This is a genomic window from Rhizobium sp. SVR5-9E (genome assembly GCF_056755095.1).
The window spans coordinates 18,592-34,883 of the sequence record NZ_JBNDHS010000014.1; the positions used below are offsets into that span (position 1 = coordinate 18,592).

Annotated in this window: 14 protein-coding genes; 4 read left to right on the forward strand and 10 right to left on the reverse strand. The window is 60.4% G+C overall.

Annotated features, from left to right (window positions below; genetic code table 11):
* The first annotated feature begins 75 nt into the window (after nucleotides 1–75).
* Complete coding sequence (locus ACPYOJ_RS09615; protein ID WP_481416092.1) at nucleotides 76–1,530, forward strand: glutamate synthase subunit beta; 1,455 nt, start codon at nucleotides 76–78, stop codon at nucleotides 1,528–1,530.
* 64 nt (nucleotides 1,531–1,594) lie between these two features.
* Nucleotides 1,595–2,122 carry an N-acetyltransferase family protein gene (locus ACPYOJ_RS09620; protein ID WP_481416037.1) on the forward strand — a complete coding sequence of 176 codons (528 nt, stop codon included), beginning with the start codon at nucleotides 1,595–1,597 and terminating at the stop codon, nucleotides 2,120–2,122.
* A 3-nt stretch (nucleotides 2,123–2,125) separates the two neighbouring features.
* Here ACPYOJ_RS09620 and ACPYOJ_RS09625 read toward each other — a convergent pair whose 3' ends face one another.
* Both ACPYOJ_RS09625 and ACPYOJ_RS09630 read right to left on the reverse strand, forming a co-directional pair.
* Nucleotides 2,126–3,337: an SGNH/GDSL hydrolase family protein gene (locus ACPYOJ_RS09625; protein WP_481416038.1), complete on the reverse strand. Its 1,212-nt coding sequence runs from the start codon at nucleotides 3,335–3,337 to the stop codon at nucleotides 2,126–2,128.
* 80 nt (nucleotides 3,338–3,417) lie between these two features.
* Complete coding sequence (locus ACPYOJ_RS09630) at nucleotides 3,418–4,641, reverse strand: lytic murein transglycosylase (protein ID WP_481416039.1); 1,224 nt, start codon at nucleotides 4,639–4,641, stop codon at nucleotides 3,418–3,420.
* Nucleotides 4,642–4,842: 201 nt separating this feature from the next.
* Here ACPYOJ_RS09630 and galU point away from each other — a divergent pair, with 201 nt between their 5' ends.
* On the forward strand, nucleotides 4,843–5,730 hold the full coding sequence (galU, locus tag ACPYOJ_RS09635) for a UTP--glucose-1-phosphate uridylyltransferase GalU (RefSeq protein WP_481416040.1): 888 nt from the start codon (nucleotides 4,843–4,845) through the stop codon (nucleotides 5,728–5,730).
* 2 nt (nucleotides 5,731–5,732) lie between these two features.
* On the opposite strand, the gene ACPYOJ_RS09640 is transcribed toward galU, so the two are convergent.
* Nucleotides 5,733–7,304, reverse strand: a complete 1,572-nt coding sequence (locus tag ACPYOJ_RS09640; protein ID WP_481416041.1) for an outer membrane beta-barrel protein — start codon at nucleotides 7,302–7,304, stop codon at nucleotides 5,733–5,735.
* Nucleotides 7,305–7,444: 140 nt separating this feature from the next.
* Between ACPYOJ_RS09640 and ACPYOJ_RS09645 the strand changes: the two genes are divergently transcribed.
* Nucleotides 7,445–8,440: a KpsF/GutQ family sugar-phosphate isomerase gene (locus ACPYOJ_RS09645; RefSeq protein WP_481416042.1), complete on the forward strand. Its 996-nt coding sequence runs from the start codon at nucleotides 7,445–7,447 to the stop codon at nucleotides 8,438–8,440.
* Here ACPYOJ_RS09645 and ACPYOJ_RS09650 read toward each other — a convergent pair whose 3' ends face one another.
* From ACPYOJ_RS09650 to ACPYOJ_RS09680, 7 genes are all read right to left on the reverse strand, one after another.
* Entirely contained in the window at nucleotides 8,441–8,896 is a 456-nt protein-coding gene (locus tag ACPYOJ_RS09650; RefSeq protein WP_481416043.1) for an NfeD family protein, read from the reverse strand.
* A gap of 3 nt (nucleotides 8,897–8,899) precedes the next feature.
* Nucleotides 8,900–9,907 (reverse strand): SPFH domain-containing protein, encoded by a 1,008-nt coding sequence (locus ACPYOJ_RS09655; protein ID WP_481416044.1) that lies wholly within the window; start codon nucleotides 9,905–9,907, stop codon nucleotides 8,900–8,902.
* 84 nt (nucleotides 9,908–9,991) lie between these two features.
* Nucleotides 9,992–11,026: a ferrochelatase gene (gene hemH, locus ACPYOJ_RS09660; RefSeq protein ID WP_481416045.1), complete on the reverse strand. Its 1,035-nt coding sequence runs from the start codon at nucleotides 11,024–11,026 to the stop codon at nucleotides 9,992–9,994.
* 129 nt (nucleotides 11,027–11,155) lie between these two features.
* Nucleotides 11,156–13,048 carry a 5'-nucleotidase C-terminal domain-containing protein gene (locus tag ACPYOJ_RS09665; protein ID WP_481416046.1) on the reverse strand — a complete coding sequence of 631 codons (1,893 nt, stop codon included), beginning with the start codon at nucleotides 13,046–13,048 and terminating at the stop codon, nucleotides 11,156–11,158.
* A 204-nt stretch (nucleotides 13,049–13,252) separates the two neighbouring features.
* Nucleotides 13,253–13,618: an outer membrane lipoprotein Omp10 gene (gene omp10, locus ACPYOJ_RS09670; protein ID WP_481416047.1), complete on the reverse strand. Its 366-nt coding sequence runs from the start codon at nucleotides 13,616–13,618 to the stop codon at nucleotides 13,253–13,255.
* A 167-nt stretch (nucleotides 13,619–13,785) separates the two neighbouring features.
* Nucleotides 13,786–15,240, reverse strand: a complete 1,455-nt coding sequence (locus ACPYOJ_RS09675) for a homospermidine synthase (protein ID WP_168831486.1) — start codon at nucleotides 15,238–15,240, stop codon at nucleotides 13,786–13,788.
* 130 nt (nucleotides 15,241–15,370) lie between these two features.
* A complete protein-coding gene (locus ACPYOJ_RS09680; RefSeq protein WP_481416048.1) occupies nucleotides 15,371–16,276 on the reverse strand; it encodes a heme-dependent oxidative N-demethylase family protein in 906 nt (301 codons plus the stop codon).
* Nucleotides 16,277–16,292 lie beyond the last annotated feature (16 nt).

Here is a 16,292-nt window from a genome sequence, read left to right on the forward strand (position 1 = left end):
CCTGCCTCCGCTGTCGAGGCTGACGATGGACAACTGGCCGCAGGCGAGGCGGTCATGAGTGTAAGGGACGAAAATATGGGTAAGGTCACAGGGTTTCTGGAAATCGACCGGCAGGTAGCGAAGTATCAGCCTGCCTCGGATCGCATCCGGCATTTCCGCGAATTCACGATCCCGATGTCGGACCAGGAAGTTCAGAAACAGGCAGCACGCTGCATGGACTGTGGCATTCCCTATTGCCATGGGCCGACCGGCTGCCCGGTTCATAACCAGATTCCGGACTGGAACGACCTCGTCTATAACAACAACTGGGAAGCGGCGATCCAGAACCTGCATTCGACCAACAACTTCCCAGAGTTCACTGGACGCGTCTGCCCGGCACCGTGTGAGGAGGCTTGCACGCTGAACCTCGAAGATACGCCGGTCGCGATCAAGACGATCGAGCAGGCAATCGCCGACAAGGCTTACGAGCTCGGCTTCATCCGCCCGCAGCCGGCAACTGTTCATACCGGCAAGAAAGTCGCAATCATCGGTTCCGGTCCTGCTGGTATGGCCGCGGCACAGCAGCTCGGCCGTTCCGGTCATGACGTGCATGTTTACGAACGCGAAAGTCGCCCAGGCGGCCTCCTTCGTTACGGCATTCCCGACTTCAAGATGGAGAAGAACTTCATCGATCGTCGTGTCGAGCAGATGAAAGGCGAAGGTGTTACCTTCCATTGCGGCGCCAACGTCGGCGTCGAGATCAAGGTTGAGCAACTCCTCGCCGACTACGACGCGGTGCTCTATTGCGGCGGCTCCGAAACGCCACGCGAGGCGGGAATCCCGGGCACCGATCTGGCCGGCGTCCATGATGCGATGCCGTACCTCGTGCAGCAGAACAAGCGCCTCGGCCGCGAAAACATCGACAGCGTCGGCTGGGCGTCGGACCCGATTCTGGCGGGCGCCAAGCATGTCGTCGTCGTCGGCGGTGGCGATACCGCATCGGACTGCGTCGGCACGGCGTTCCGTCAGGGCGCGGTGAAGGTCACCCAGCTCGACATCCGCCCGCAGCCGCCGGAAAAGGAAGACAAGCTCGCCGTTTGGCCGTTCTGGGCAACGAAGATGCGCACCTCCTCCTCGCAAGCCGAAGGCGCGGTCCGCGAATTCCAGGTTGCCACGCTCGAATTCATTGGCGAAGACGGTCAACTCACCGGCGTCAAGTGCTGTGAAGTCGACGAGCGCCGCAAGCCGATTGCGGGCACGGAGTTCGTCATCAAGGCGGATCTCGCCTTCATCGCCATCGGCTTCCGCGGACCGTTCACCGGTAGCGTGCTCAAGGAACTCGACGGCAAGCTGGCGCTCAATACCGACCGCCGCGGCTCGACGAATGTCGTTGCGAACGACACGGACTACAAAACCTCAATCGACAAGTTCTGGACGGCAGGCGACGTTCGCCGCGGCCAGTCGCTGGTCGTCTGGGCGATTCGCGAAGGCCGCCAGGCGGCCCGCGCGATCGATGAAGCGCTGATGGGTTCGACGGTCCTGCCGCGCTGATCGCCCGCATCCGGGTTTGAGAAATCCGCTTGCGAGAAACCGCAGGCGGTATATCGATGCGGTAATGACCGTCTCTTTCCGAAAAGCCCGGCCTGGCGACGCCGCGAACGTCGCGGCCCTCACAATTCAGGTGTGGCTGCACACCTACGCGAAGACCGGAATCCGCCGGTCCATGGCGGATTATGTCCTCACGCAGTTCACCGAGGAAAATTTCAGGCGCCATATCGCCTCCGATCCCCAATACTTTATTCTTTGCGAGATCGACGGGCACTTGGCTGGCTATCTGCGTCTCGATTTCGAAGCGCCGTGCTCCGAACCTCTCGCGATCGATACGGAAATCGTGACGCTTTATGTCCAGGAGCATTTTCTCGGAAGGGGGCTTGGTGCCGCGCTGCTGTCGGAGGCAGACCGTGTTTTGGCGGCGCGTGGCAGGAGTGATGCTTGGCTCAGCGTGAACCATCAAAATGCGCCAGCAATCCGGTTCTATGAAAAGCACGGCCTTCGGAGATGCGGTTCGACCTATTTCGAGTTCGAAGGCGAGCGCCATGAGAACTTCATTTACGTACGCTCCAGCGGCGTATCGCAGGCTTAGCGGCTATTTCGTTGAGACCTGCTTCGGCTCCTTCGCTGCCGGTAGCCGGTAGTCGTCTATGCGTCCTGTCGGCGCCGGTTCCATCTTGCCTTCCTCCACCAGCATATCGCGAGGCGACTTCGTCTGGCTGGCAGGAAGCTGCATGCCGCCAAGAAGCTCCTTTCCACCGTCAAGATTGGGGTCCGAAAGGCTGATCGGCAGCTCAAGCGGGCTCGACGGCTGTCCGAGATGAGGTGCGTTACTCGTATCGAGACGCACAAGGTCGGGACTTGCCTGCATGCCGAGAAGGCGGCGGGCCGGCTTTTCAACATAGAAGGCGATTTTGCGCCGCCCGGCTTGCGTCAGGTTGATGCCGTCCGAAGTGCGCAGGCGCACCTGCTGGCCGTTGATGTCGGAACCGGTAACGATGAATTGGCCGTTCTCGTCTACGAAACCATCCCAGATGTCGACGAACTCGCCGCCGACGCCTTCGACCTGTTTGCGATAAAGCTGGTTCATCTGAACGGCATCGGCTGTCGCGGAGGGCGATTCGAAGGCGGGCAGCCCGACCCAAAGCAGCGGTATCTTGCGGGCGGTTACTTCCTTGCCGAATGCGACGACGCGGCGCTGATATTCGCCATACCATCCGTCGGTCTTGAATTTTTCCTTGCCGGCGTCGGTTACCATCTGTTGCCGGTCGTTGGCGCCGAGCATGACGACGACCATCGCCGGCTTGACCTCGTCCATCATCTTCAGGAGCTGCGAGGGCCAGTCATAATAGTCGTCACGCACGAGGCCAGAGGAGACATTGCCACGGGCTTCGACGACGACGCCCGGCGATGTCTTGAAGGCTTCCGTCATACCGTCGCCGAGACCGCTTGCGAGGAAGTCGCCGACAATCAGAATCTTCTGCGCGTTCTGCAGTTTCTGGACCGGCGGTTCCTGCTGGATCGGCGCCGCGGGCCGCACGGGAGCGGCCGCTCTGGTAGGCGAAGGCGGTGCCGGCCGCCTGCGCAACTGACGCTGTGGCGGTGCGCGGCGAACCTCGGGCGGCTGCGAATAGCGCTGGTCGATGTAACGGCGGCCTAGCAAAACATCCCAAAACGAGCGACGGTAGTAATAGCGCTCCTGGGCACCGGCAAAATCCGCTGGCGCGCTGAAAGAAAGCACTAAAGTTGCGGAAAGCAGCGCCCGCCAGCCAAATTTCCGCTTGTTGCCCGATATACGCATGGTCATGCCCGCCTCTCGCGACATTTTCGCACGGCGGTGGCACACGCGTCCACTCCCCATGGAACGATGTCGCGGATTTCTTCCTTCTAGCGCCGAAGAGCGTTCAGGAGGGGCTTGGAAGGTTGGCCATCGGCCTGCATGCCGAGACGTTCCTGGACGGCCGAGATGGCGGCTTTAGAACCCGAACCAAAGTTGCCATCGACCTTGCCATCGTAATAGCCAAGTGTCTTCAAGCGCGTTTGCAGCTCGAATTTTTCCTTGATGTCCAGCGTGCCGTCCGGGCGCGGCCAAGCTTGCTTCATACCGCCGTAGCCGGCGATTTCGTCGGCAAGCAAACCGACGGCAAGCGCATAGCTGTCGGATGCATTGTACCTCTTGATGGTAAAGAAGTTGGCGGTCATCAGGAAGCCCGGACCGCCGGCACCCGCCGGCATTTTCAACACGGCTCGCGTCGAACCGTCGCGGAAGGCTTTGCCGTTTGCACGGGTGACACCCATCGCCGCCCATTGGGCAATCGTGTGCGTTTTGCCGGCCTGCTTTGCGGCATTCGCCGGAACCGAGACTTCGTAGCCCCACGTTCTGCCTGTATCCCAGCCGTTCTTGGCGAGAAGATTGGCGGTGGTTGCAAGTGCATCCGGAATGGAGTTCCAGATGTCGCGGTGACCATTTCGGTCGGCGTCGACGGCATAGAGCAGATAGCTTGTCGGGATAAACTGCGTATGGCCCATCGCACCGGCCCACGATCCGGTCATTCCCTCGGCGGAAATGTCGCCGTTCTGCAGGATTTTCAGCGCGGCAACGAGCTGCTTCTTGGCATATTTCGCTCGGCGGTCATCTGCGTAGGCAAGGGTCGCAAGCGCACGCGGCACATAGTGCAGCCGGTCGTCCTTCGTGAGGACTTCGCCGTAGTTCGATTCCATCGACCAGATCGCGAGTATGATGTTCTTGTCGACGCCGAACTGGCGTTCGATCGCCTTCAGCGTCGCGGCATGCTTTGCAGCCATTTTACGGCCGATCTCGACCGTGTAGGGGTTTACACGGGAGTCCACATAGTCCCAAATCTTGGTTGTGAACTCAGGCTGAAAGGTCGCTTTTTCGAGGACGGTTGGGTCCGGCTCGGTCACTCCGGCGAAAGCTTTCCGGTAGGTTGCCTTGCTGATGCCATTTTGCGCGGCTGTTTGGTAGAAGTCCGCGATCCACTTCTGGAACCGCTGGTCGGCAGCCGCGTTGTGCGGAGCCAAACCTGCGGAAGCGGTCACCAAGAATGCGAGAGCAAGACCACGAAAGGAGTATTTGTGAATCAGGGTCATTGGCAGTCGTATCCGTCATCTTCGTTGCAAGTACGGCGGAGCTACAGTTTCCGTCCAAACGCGACACTACCGGAACGGAGTCAACAAATTCTTTACCATGACCTGTTTGCGCCGTCATCCTTCGTAAAACGGTAGCCTTTTCTATCTAGTTCACCCTAAATAGCCTGAGTTTATAGTGATATAGCCCCCTAGGAGGTCTACGTGGGACAGCAGAAGAAAGTTCGTAAGGCGGTGTTTCCAGTTGCAGGTTTGGGGACTCGTTTCCTCCCAGCCACGAAAGCCGTGCCGAAGGAAATGCTGACCGTCGTCGATAAGCCGATCATCCAATATGTGGTCGACGAAGCGCTCGAGGCCGGCATTGAACACTTCGTGTTCGTCACCGGTCGCAACAAACACATCATCGAAGACTATTTCGATATCCATTTCGAACTCGAGCAGACGCTGCGCGAGCGGAGCAAGGAGGCGGAAATCACGCTGCTTGCCGATCAGCTGCCAAAGGCAGGCTCGGTCAGCTTCACTCGTCAGCAGGAGCCGCTTGGCCTAGGGCATGCCGTGTGGTGCGCCCGAGAGATCGTTGGCGATGAACCGTTTGCCCTCCTCCTGCCGGACATGATCATGAAGGCCGAAGGCAAGGGCTGCATGAAGGGTATGATCGACCTCTATGCCCAGACCGGCGGCAACATCATTGCTGTCGAGGAATGTGCCCCCGATCAGGCACACAAATACGGTATCGTCGGCGTAGGCGAAGCGCGAGGGGATGGCTTCCGCATCACCGGCATGGTCGAAAAGCCTGCCAAGGGTACGGCGCCTTCCAACTTTTTCATCAACGGCCGCTACATCCTGCAGCCCGAGGTCTTCAAGATCCTCGAGACGCAGGAACGCGGTGCCGGAAACGAAATCCAGCTGACCGATGGCATGCTGAAACTGCTCCAGACGCAGGATTTTGCGGGTTACCACTTCCGTGGCACGACATATGATTGCGGAGCAAAGGATGGCTTCATCTTGGCCAACGTCGCATTCGCGCTCGAACGCGCCGATATCCGTCCCGCCGTCGAAGAGGGTTTCAAGGCGCTGCTGAAGCGTCTCTGAGGCTAGCGCTTCAGCCTGAGACCGACGCCGGCTCGCCATTGCTGCGAGTCGGCGCCCTCGTCCCGCTGCGTCAGCTCGTATCCCAGCGTGCTGGTGAAATCGAGATAGCGGTTGATGGCCCAGCTCAGTCCGGCACTGGTCGTATAGACCGTTTCATCGCTGCTGCCGCCTGAGGGGTAGTCCCGCAAGATCACCCCGCCCAGTGCCGTTGCCTGAAGATTGTCCCGCAGCTGGTGTGTGACCGCCGTCGTCAGCGCGTGCTGCACATAACCGCTCTGACCAGCCGTCGTCGAAGGCTCGATGCTAGTCGCCAGATCGAAACTCACGTCTGTTCCGCGAAGAGGCGACCAGAGCAGGCTTGCGTCGACGGTTGCGGTGCCGATCGAGTCCAGCCGGCTATCGTCATAGGTCGCGGTTTCATAGCCAAGGCCAGCCTCGCCCCTCAGCTTCTCTCCGAGATCGACCTCGACGCCGGCCTTGCCGCCGTAGGTGTTGCCGGAGCGCGCGAACCCTGCCGAATCCTCGCGTTCGTCATAGACCGTCTTGCCGACGGAAACTTCGATGAAGGGGATGAGCGCCGGCGAGAGTTCATAGCCGACGCGCGTTCGCAACGTGCCGGCCGTCTGGTCGCGGTCTGCCTGCGAGATCCTGGTGCCGTTCGAAAGCACGGCGTCGGAGTAAATCGGTCGGGTCAGGTCGAGCCCGGCAGTGCCGCGCAGGATACCGAAATCGCGCTGAACGGATGCGCCGGCCGAAAATTCCTGCACATCCGATTGCTGATCGGCATTGGCGATGGCATTCGGATCGTCGACATCCTCGCGATAGAACCGGTAGCCGCCTCTAATATGCGCAACCGTATCGTCGGGCAGGTCGAGCCGAAGGTCACCGTCGATGTTGAAGGCGGGCTGTTCCTCGCCACTTCCGCTAACATTCTGCTGCCATGTGCCCAGGCTCGTGATCGTGAGCTGATGCAGCGCCCAATCGGAAGTCAGCGTTGCATTGGCATCGGTTTGCAGGAAGGCACGCGTGTCTTTCGTGCCGCTGTCTTTCGTCGTTTCCGAGTTGATCGTCTGCGTTACGGAGGGGCGCAGCACGAAGGTGCCTATGCGGATGCCTTCCGTCTGCTGATCCAAGAGGGTTTCGTCCGGCTTACGTGGCGTCCTTCTATCATCGATCGCGGGTTCGCGGATGTTCAGGCGCCGTATGTCCTCGTCGAGGATGGAGCCGGTCGTTTCGTCCGATGGATCTGCATTCGTCGTCGTGGCCGTGGTCGCCTGCTGGTCGGCATCGGGCTGGGTCCCGCTGGTTGCCGCAGCCGGGGAAGGGCTCGCTAGGCCGCCGTCGCTGAGCGCGTTATCGCCTGCCGGCAAAGATTGTTGCGCGCTTAGGGAGCCACGAGCGGAAGATTGCGAAGTCGGTGCAGACGAAAGCGTGCCGTTGCCGCTCCTGCTCTGTGCCGATTGCGCAAGCCCGAGGCTCGGCACGAAAAACACCGCGACAAGAGCCACAGAGGACACGGCAAAACGCGTCGCCCGGAGCGGCGTCAAACTGCTCGTGTCTCTTTCCTTGGTCATCAGAATTCCGCGTGCGGCATGCTTCAATTCGTTACCCGAACGTAAAGCCTTGTGGTTAATCATTCGTTGCGTGTACGTCGTTCACAGGTTGTGAAGCGACGCGGGTGGACACCCCGAACGAAACGCGCTAACGCAGGATCATGATGAGGAAAGCACTCAATCTCGTTGAAGACGGTGTCCTCCAGTCCGCAAGGCGTACGATCGAGACGGAGAGACGGGGGCTGGAGGCGCTGGAACGCGCCTTGGACAACGGTCTTGCCGGGCCCTTTTCACAAGCCGTGGAAACGATCGGCGGCATTAGCGGCCGCGTCATCGTAACCGGCGTCGGCAAGAGCGGGCACATTGGTGCAAAGCTGGCGGCCACCTTTGCTTCGACCGGCACGCCTGCGTTTTTCGTTCATGCCGCGGAGGCCAATCACGGCGATCTGGGAATGATTGCGAAGGACGACCTCGTCCTTGCCATATCCAAAGGCGGCGAAAGCGCGGAACTGCGCAGCATCATTTCCTACACGCGCCGATTTTCCATCCCGCTGATCTCGATCACCTGCAGCGAGAGCTCGTCGCTGGCGGCGGCCTCGGATGTCGTGCTGCTCGTTCCGAATGAGCAGGAAGCCTGCCCGAACGGCCTTGCTCCAACGACGTCGACCTTGATGCAGCTTGCGATTGGCGATGCGCTGGCAATCGCGTTGCTTGAAGGGCGGGGCTTTACAGCACGGGATTTCCACGTCTTCCATCCGGGCGGCAAGCTGGGTGCGAGCCTCATGCATGTCGGCGATGTCATGCATACAGGCGACCGCGTGCCGCTCGTCGGCAAGGGTACGCCGATGCCGGAGGCGATCCAGGTTCTGTCACGAAAGCATTTCGGCTGCGTTGGCATTCTGGATGAAGACGGACGGCTCTGCGGCATCGTCACGGAAGGTGATATGGCGCGCAATCTGACGCGCAATCTGGCGGAACTGATGGTCGATGACATCATGACGCACACGCCGAAGATCGCGAAGCCCACCATGCTCGCAACAGCAGCGCTTGCGCTCCTGAACCAGCATCACATCGGTGCCCTGATCGTCGTCGACGATGACAATCGCCCGATTGGGCTCGTGCACTTCCACGACCTGCTGCGGATCGGCGTTGCCTGATCAGAGCGGCTCGACCACCAGGTCGCGCCCATTGCTCGCCACGACTTTCACCTGTGTTCCCGCCGGAAGGTTCGGGCCTATCACCCGCCAGATCGTATCGTCGAGGCGGATGCGGCCGCGGCCTTCCGCAATCGGCTCGGCGAGCGTCGCCGTCCGGCCGACGAGGCTTGCGCCCCGCTGGTTGAGGAAGGGCTCGTCGGTCGCATCGTGGCTCAGCGTCAGCCGGCGGCCGAGGAATGTGGCCGCAACGGCAAGGAGCGCGAAGAAAATGAGCTGAGTTTGCCAGACCCAGAAGGCTGCGTCCCACAGAAGTAGCGAAAGAATGCCGACGGCGAGAGCGGCAAGCCCGATCCAGACGAGGAAGACGCCCGGCACTATCATTTCGGCCGCAAGCAGCACGAAGCCCGCAATCCACCAGCTCCACGGTCCGAGTTCTGCAACGATGCGGGCCAGCATTCGTCAGCGCTCCGGGGTTTGATTGAAGGGATTGACCGGCGGCGTGGTCCGTGGCGGCACCTGGCGCGGACGCGGTGAAGGCGGATTGGAGTCGTCGCCGAAGACTTCCTTGGCAATCGCTCCAATGCCGCTCAGAGAGCCGAGGATGGAAGAGGCCTCCATCGGCATCAGCACGACTTTGGCATTGGAGGCGGAGCCGATCGACGCAAGGGCTTCGGTATACTTCTGAGCGACGAAGTAGTTGATCGCCTGCACATCACCCGCGGCGATGGCGTCGGAGACCATTCTCGTCGCCTTGGCTTCGGCTTCGGCCAGACGCTCGCGGGCTTCCGCCTCCCGGAACGCTGCTTCGCGTTGGCCCTCGGCCTCGAGAATGGCCGATTGCTTGGCACCCTCGGCGCGAAGAATCTGGGCATTGCGCGAACCTTCGGCTTCCAAGATTTGCGCCCGCTTCTCGCGTTCAGCCTTCATCTGCCGCGCCATGGCATCGACAAGATCGCTCGGCGGACGGATGTCCTTGATCTCGATTCGGGTCACCTTGATGCCCCACGGCTGCACGGCGTCGTCGACCACGCGGAGCAGCCGGTCGTTGATGGCATCGCGATTGGAAAGAAGCTCGTCGAGATCCATCGAGCCCATGACCGAACGGATATTGGTCATGGTGAGGTTGAGGATGGCGTTTTCGAGATTGGAGACCTGATAGGCGGCCTGCGCGGCGTTCAACACCTGATAGAAGGCAACCGCATCGGCGGAGACCGAAGCGTTGTCCTTGGTGATGACTTCCTGCGTCGGCACATCGAGCACCTGCTCCATTACGTTCATCCGCGCGCCGATGCGCTCGATGAACGGCACGATGAGGTTAAGCCCGGGCTCCAGCGTCCGCGTGTAGCGGCCGAAGCGTTCGATCGTATAGCGGAACCCCTGCGGCACGGTCTTGATGCCTGCAAACAGCACCAGGATCACGAAGACCACGAGTGCAATAACGACGATATCGAAACCGCCCAAGAGCATGAAAACCCTCCCTCGGCGCCAGGACGCGCCGCATCATCAGATGTGGTGAGTTAACATGTTCTTTGCAATTCGGAAATGACAGCCTCAGACCCAGCCAAGCAGCTCGCGGCGTACAACTTTTTCCAACACGCGCATGCCGTCCTCGCTGTCGTTGAGACAGGGGATGTGGGCAAATCGTTCGCCGCCGTTCTGATGGAAGGAATGAGCCGCCTGCTCGGCGATTTCCTCCAGTGTCTCAAGACAGTCGGAGACAAAGCCGGGGTTGATGATGGCGAGACGCTTGACGCCGTCCTGCGCCAGCTTTTCGACGGTCTTGTCGGTATAGGGCTGGAGCCATTCTTCCGGCCCGAAACGAGACTGGAAGGTCACCATGAATTTTTCCTCCGGCAAGCCAAGCCTTTCGCGCAGCAGCCGGCCGGTCTTCTGACACTGGTAGTAGTACGGATCGCCCCGTTCGAAGTAGGACAGAGGGATGCCGTGGAAGGAGGCGAGGATCATCTCCGGTTCCCAGTCGAGCGTCGAAAGATGCTGCGTCACCGAGTTGGCGAGCGCCTCGATATAGGTTTCGTCGTCGTGATAGTCCGGTACGGTGCGCAGCGCCGGCTGCCACCGCATCGTCAGCAGATGCTGGAACGCCTTGTCGTTGACGGTCGCGGTCGTTGCTGCCGCATATTGCGGATAGAGCGGGAAAAGAACGATACGGTCGCAACCTGCGTCCTTCAGGGCGTCGATACGCGAGGCGATCGAGGGGGTGCCGTAGCGCATCGCCCAATCAACCTTGACGTTCGGCAGGTCCTCCAAGCGCTCGGCCATGAGATCGGACTGGTTGCGCGTATAGGTGCGCAGATAGCTCTCGTTCTTCTCCTTGTTCCAGATCGTCTCGTAGGCCTTGCCAACCTTTTGCGGGCGGGTATTGAGGATGATGCCGAAGAGGATGGGATACCATTTCCAGCGCGGCTCCTCGATGACGCGGCGGTCTGAGAGGAATTCCTGCAGATAGCGGCGCATCGAAGCGTAGTCCGTGCCGTCAGGGGTGCCGAGATTGACGAGGAGGACCCCGATCTTGTCGGATTTAACGGGTGGATGCTCCGCCGGACGGTGTGAAGTTTCAACGGTCATCTTAGTCCCCCAACACTAGATAGTCTTTGCCGGCTCATCCGCAGCCGTGCCAGCCTGATTTCATCCCTATATGTAGGAAAGCCGGCCCAGGAAACCCCGGACCGGCTTTCATGATCGAGACAAATCGTCTTACTTCGCCGGAACCTGAAGCTCCTTGCCGACAAACAGGCGGTGAGGATTGGGATTGCCGTTGGCTTCGGAGATCTTCTTCCAGAGCATGCCGTCGCCGTAGAACTGCTTCGCAAGATCCCAGAGTGTATCGCCGCTGGCGATGACGTGGGTCGAAGGCGTTGCGGCAGCGGGTGCCGGCTCTGCAGGGGCGGGTGCAGCCGGTGCTGGTGCAGGCTGGGATGCAGCCGGGGCAGGCGCGGGTTCCTGCGTGGGTGCCGGCGCGGCCGGAGCCTGGGCCATGGCGCCGGAGACCTCCGTTACGCGCCCGTCGGTGTAGGGCTTGTAGGGGTTGTGCGCCGCCAGATAGTCGACTGTCACGTCGGCAAGATCGGGGCCGAAGTCATAGGCATTCTTGCCGGCCGTCTCGAAGACCGAATAGCCGTCGCCGCCGCCGCGCATGAAGTTGTTGGTGACGACGCCGTAGGTTTTGGCGGGATCGATCGGCACGAAGGTGTTGCTCTCTTCAACCCGAACGTCGCTGATGCGGCTGCCGGCAGGCTTGGACTTGTCGAAGCTGTATTTGAGACCGGCGACCTGCGCAAAGCGGCCGGCGCCCTGGTCGATCTGGCTGACACCGTTTTCAAGCGCCTTGACCACATCTTCTCCCGTCAGCTGGAAGGTGGCGACCGTGTTCTGGAAAGGCAGCACGCTGATGACTTCGCCCTGGGTGATCTCGCCGCCGTCGATCGAGGCACGCAGGCCGCCGCCGTTCTGGATGGCGATCTGCATGCCCTGGTTCCTCGTGCGGTCGAGCATGGCGTCAGCGACGAGGTTGCCCATGGAGCATTCCTTGACGCGGCAAACCGTGCGATCCCCCTCGATCGGACCTTCGGACGAGCCTATGACCTTCTTGCGCAGTTCCTCGATCGGCCTGGCCAGCTCCGCTATGCGGGTTGTCAGCGCCGCGTCCGGCGTGAACGAGGAGTCGATCAGGATCGGGTCGCCCTTGGCGCTCTTGACCACGCCGTTGTCATCGAAGTCGACAACGAGATCGCCGAGATACTTGCTGTAGGAGGCAGCCTGAACGACCGGCACCTTGTAGCCGCCTGGATTGTCGACCATCGTCGGGTAGGGGCCTTCGGCCTTAGGATCGGTGTTGGAGAGAAGGCTGTGCGAATGGCCGCCGACAACGACATCGACATCCGGAATCTTGGCGATAGCCGAGAGATCGCGCGGGTAGCCGACATGGGTCAGCGCGATGATCTTGTCGACGCCCTGCGCCTTCAATTCCTGAACGGCTGCGGTGATGGTCTGGACGTCATCGGCAATGATCACGTTCGGGCCGGGAGAGGAAAGCTCTTCGGTATCATTGGTTACGGCACCGACGATGCCGATCTTCTGGCCACCGACGTCGAGCACCACCGACGGCTTGATCCGATCGCGGAGCTTCGAGCTGTCGCCGGCAAGCACGTTGGCGGAAATAACCGGGAACTGGACTTTGTCGAGGAAGGTCGCCAAGCCATCCTCGCTGTCGTCGAACTCATGGTTGCCGACAGTCATGACATCGAACTTCATGGCGTTCAGCATCTCGGCTTCCACGGCACCTTTATAGGTCGTGTAGAAGAGCGAGCCCTGAAAATTGTCGCCGGCGTTCAGCAGCAGGACATTCTGGCCGGAAAGTGCCTGACGTCGCTGGTCGATCGCGGTCTTCAAACGGGCGGCGCCGCCGAAGCATTCCTTCTTGCCTTCTTCTTCTGCCGAACAGGTGGAATCGAACTTGTTGATCGGTTCGACGCGTGAATGGAAATCGTTGATATGAAGAATATTGAGCTGGTAGTCCGCGAACGCGGCGCTGGTGCTGAGCGCCAGCATCGATGCGGTCAGCAGACCGAAGCTAAAAGACTTGGTCATTCCTCTCTCCTGATTTTAATGGCGAAAGTCCTTACCCCCGACTTCGCCCGTCCCTCATCTCGTCGGTTGCCCGGCGAGCGGATGTTTTCACCAAGCCTGCGTAATCGCAAGCGAAAAGCGATGACCGCCGGAACGCTTTCCATGAGGCAAGAACAAAAAAGCTCCCGCGAGGGGAGCTTTTTGTGCTGAACGCTGATCGGGAAATTACATCTGGCGCGTTAGCGTGAATTGCGAACCTGCGTCCGACGTGCAGTTCAGCTGATTTTGACTAACCAGCGCGCAATTGACCTTGGACTGCGTCTTGCGAACCAGCGAGGTCATGCTGATTTCCACCAGCGACGGCGAGCTGTTGACGTAGGTGCCGGATGCGAGCATCTGGTTGGTGTCGGTCGTACGGGTGGTGAAGGTGCCAGCCTGGAAGGTGGAAACAATACCGTTCGGATCAGTCCAGGAACCCTCGACGCCGGTCGGCGCAGCGCGTGCCGCGACCGGCATGGGGCGCGGGTTCGAGACACAGGCGGCAAGCGCTGCTGCTGCACCCGCAAGAACGAGAATGTTTCTGACCGTCATAGGTTTCTCCAGGCGATTCGAAGCGGACGATGGCCGCGAAAGTCCCGAAAAACATGGCGCGAGCCCGCCGCCATGGCAAGCCTGCTGCAACGGGAAAGCGAAATTACACTGCAGGCGTTACAAAAATGCCCGCCTTTCGGCGGGCATCGATGCTGATCTGAATCCGGTTACGAGCGAACCAGGATGTTCCTGAACTGCCACGGATCCTTGGTGTCGATGTCTTCCGGGAAAAGGCCCGGGCGGCCATCGAGCGGAGTCCAGTCGGTGTAGTGGCCTTCAACCGGGCCGAGATAGGGAAGCTGCACTTCAAGGCAGCGCTTGTAGTCCATCTCGTCGGCTTCGACGATGCCGGCCGTCGGGTGTTCGAGAGCCCAGACCATGCCGGCCAGAACGGCGGAGGTCACCTGCATGCCAGTCGCGTTCTGGTAAGGAGCGATGCGGCGGGTCTCTTCGACGGACAGACGGGAGCCGTACCAGAAGGCATTCTTTTCGTGACCGTAGAGGAGTACGCCGAGTTCATCGATCCCGTCCTCCAGCTCGTCCTCGTCGAGAACGTGGTGAACCGGCTGCGGCGTGCCGCCGTTGCCGAACATCTCGTGCAGGGAGAGAACGGCATCATTTGCCGGATGGTAGGCGTAGTGGCAGGTCGGGCGGAAGGTGACTTCGCCGTCCTTGTCGCGAACCGTGAAAAAGTCGGCGATCGAGATCGACTCGTTATGCGTGACGAGGAAGCCGTACTGCGGGCCTGGCGTTGGGCACCAGGTGCGAACGCGGGTGTTGGCGCCCGGCTGTTCCAGGTAGATTGCGGCTTGGCAGCCCTTCTTGTGCTTCTTGGCGTTCTTTGGCATCCAGTTCTCATGGGTGCCCCAGCCGAGTTCGGCCGGCTGCAGGCCTTCGGAGATGAAGCCTTCGACCGACCAAGTGTTCCAGAAGACGTTGAGCGGCTTCGGATGCTTGGTGCGCTGGGTGTCGCGCTCGGCGATGTGAATGCCCTTGACGCCGACCTTCTTCATCAGCTTCGCCCAGCCTTCGCGATCGTGCTGATCCGGCTGTTCGAACTTGAGGCCGATATCGTTAGCGAGGGTGACGAGTGCCTGCTTGACGAACCAGGAAACCATGCCGGGGTTCGCGCCGCAGGTGGAGACGGCGGTCGGGCCGCCGGGATTCTTGGCCTTCTCCTTAAGAAGGGTTTCGCGCAGCGCATAATTCGTGCGGTCGGCGTTCTTCAGGTCCTTGTCGAAATAGAAGCCGAGCCACGGTTCGACGACGGTGTCGATGTAGAGAGCACCGAGCTTGCGGCAGAGCTTCATCAGGTCGACCGATCCGGTATCGACGGAAAGATTGACGCAGAAACCCTGGCCACCGCCTTCGGTCAGAAGCGGCTTCAGCAGATCCTTGTAGTTTTCCTTGGTGACATGCGACTTGATGTGCCTCACGCCGTGCTTTGCCATTATTTCGGTGTGATCTGCGTCGTCACGCGGGTCGATGACTACCATCCGGCTCTTGTCGAATTTGAAGTGGCGCTCGATCAGCGGCAGCGTACCGCGGCCGATGGAGCCAAAGCCGATCATGACGATCGGGCCGGTAATTTCGGCATATACCGGATGGTTCTGTTCCGTCATTCTTTTCTCCTGTGTGGAAGCGGCAAGCCTCAAGAATTATTTTGGAGGCGCGCAAAAACTTAAAAGTAACCGGCTCTAATCATAAAATGCCGTCACAATAAAGAGCGCCAGAGCCGGAAAGGTCAACTTATCAGGCAGGCGAAAGCTCCCGCGCGAGCATGCGCAGCTTTGCAACGAGTTCGGCCTTCTGCAGCGTCAGGCCTTTATAGGCGGTCTGCTGTTCGTCAAGCGCCTCCAGCTGTGCCGCAAAGCTTGCGGCGAGTTCGCCGGCCTTGGGGTGATGTACGATCGCGGCGATCGAATCGACATAGACGTGGATGGTGAAGACGATATCGCCGGAAACCGGCAGCTTCCGTAAAGTCTGGCGCTCGACGCGGGCGAAGCGCTCGGCGAGCGTAAAGGCCTCGGCCTGCGGCGGGCGGCGATGCTTGGACCAGAGCAGGAAGAGATCGCTCGTGACGTTCACGGACCAGTTCATGCGCTCGACGGGTTGAGCGACCTGCAGATTGTCGAAGATGCGGGTGATCAGCGCTGCATTGCGGGTTCCCTCACCGAAGCCCGGCACGTCCGCATGGATTGCGTGCATCGGTTTTCCAAATTTCTCATGCAGAGACCAGGAGGAAGGGAAGGACACATGGGCGGCGACAAGATGCCAGCCGTCGTCCTTCCGGCGCATGATGGCGAGATCGTCGGCGATGAGCAAGCCGGCCTTCAAAAGCGGGGGCAGGGACTGGTCCGAAAGATCGACGGCTTTGCCGACGACCTCGATGAGACTGCCGTTCCGCTCGTAGAGATCGGGATGCGCTTCGCAGAGGTAACTCAGAAGCAGGTCGAGACATTCCTGCTGAGCGGCGTCGGTGCCTTCTTCAGCGACGAAAATTTCATGCCGGCGGGTTTCAGCTAGGAGCTGTTTTTCGCCGAGATAGCGCGGCAGATCACCGTTCGGCTCGATCCAGCGGCCGATGTCGAGCGGCAAGAGGCCGATGGTGAAGGGCTGAGAGGAGCCGTCGTAGGGTGTGTAGGTCGGAAGCGTCATAGCAAAGGTCTAACGC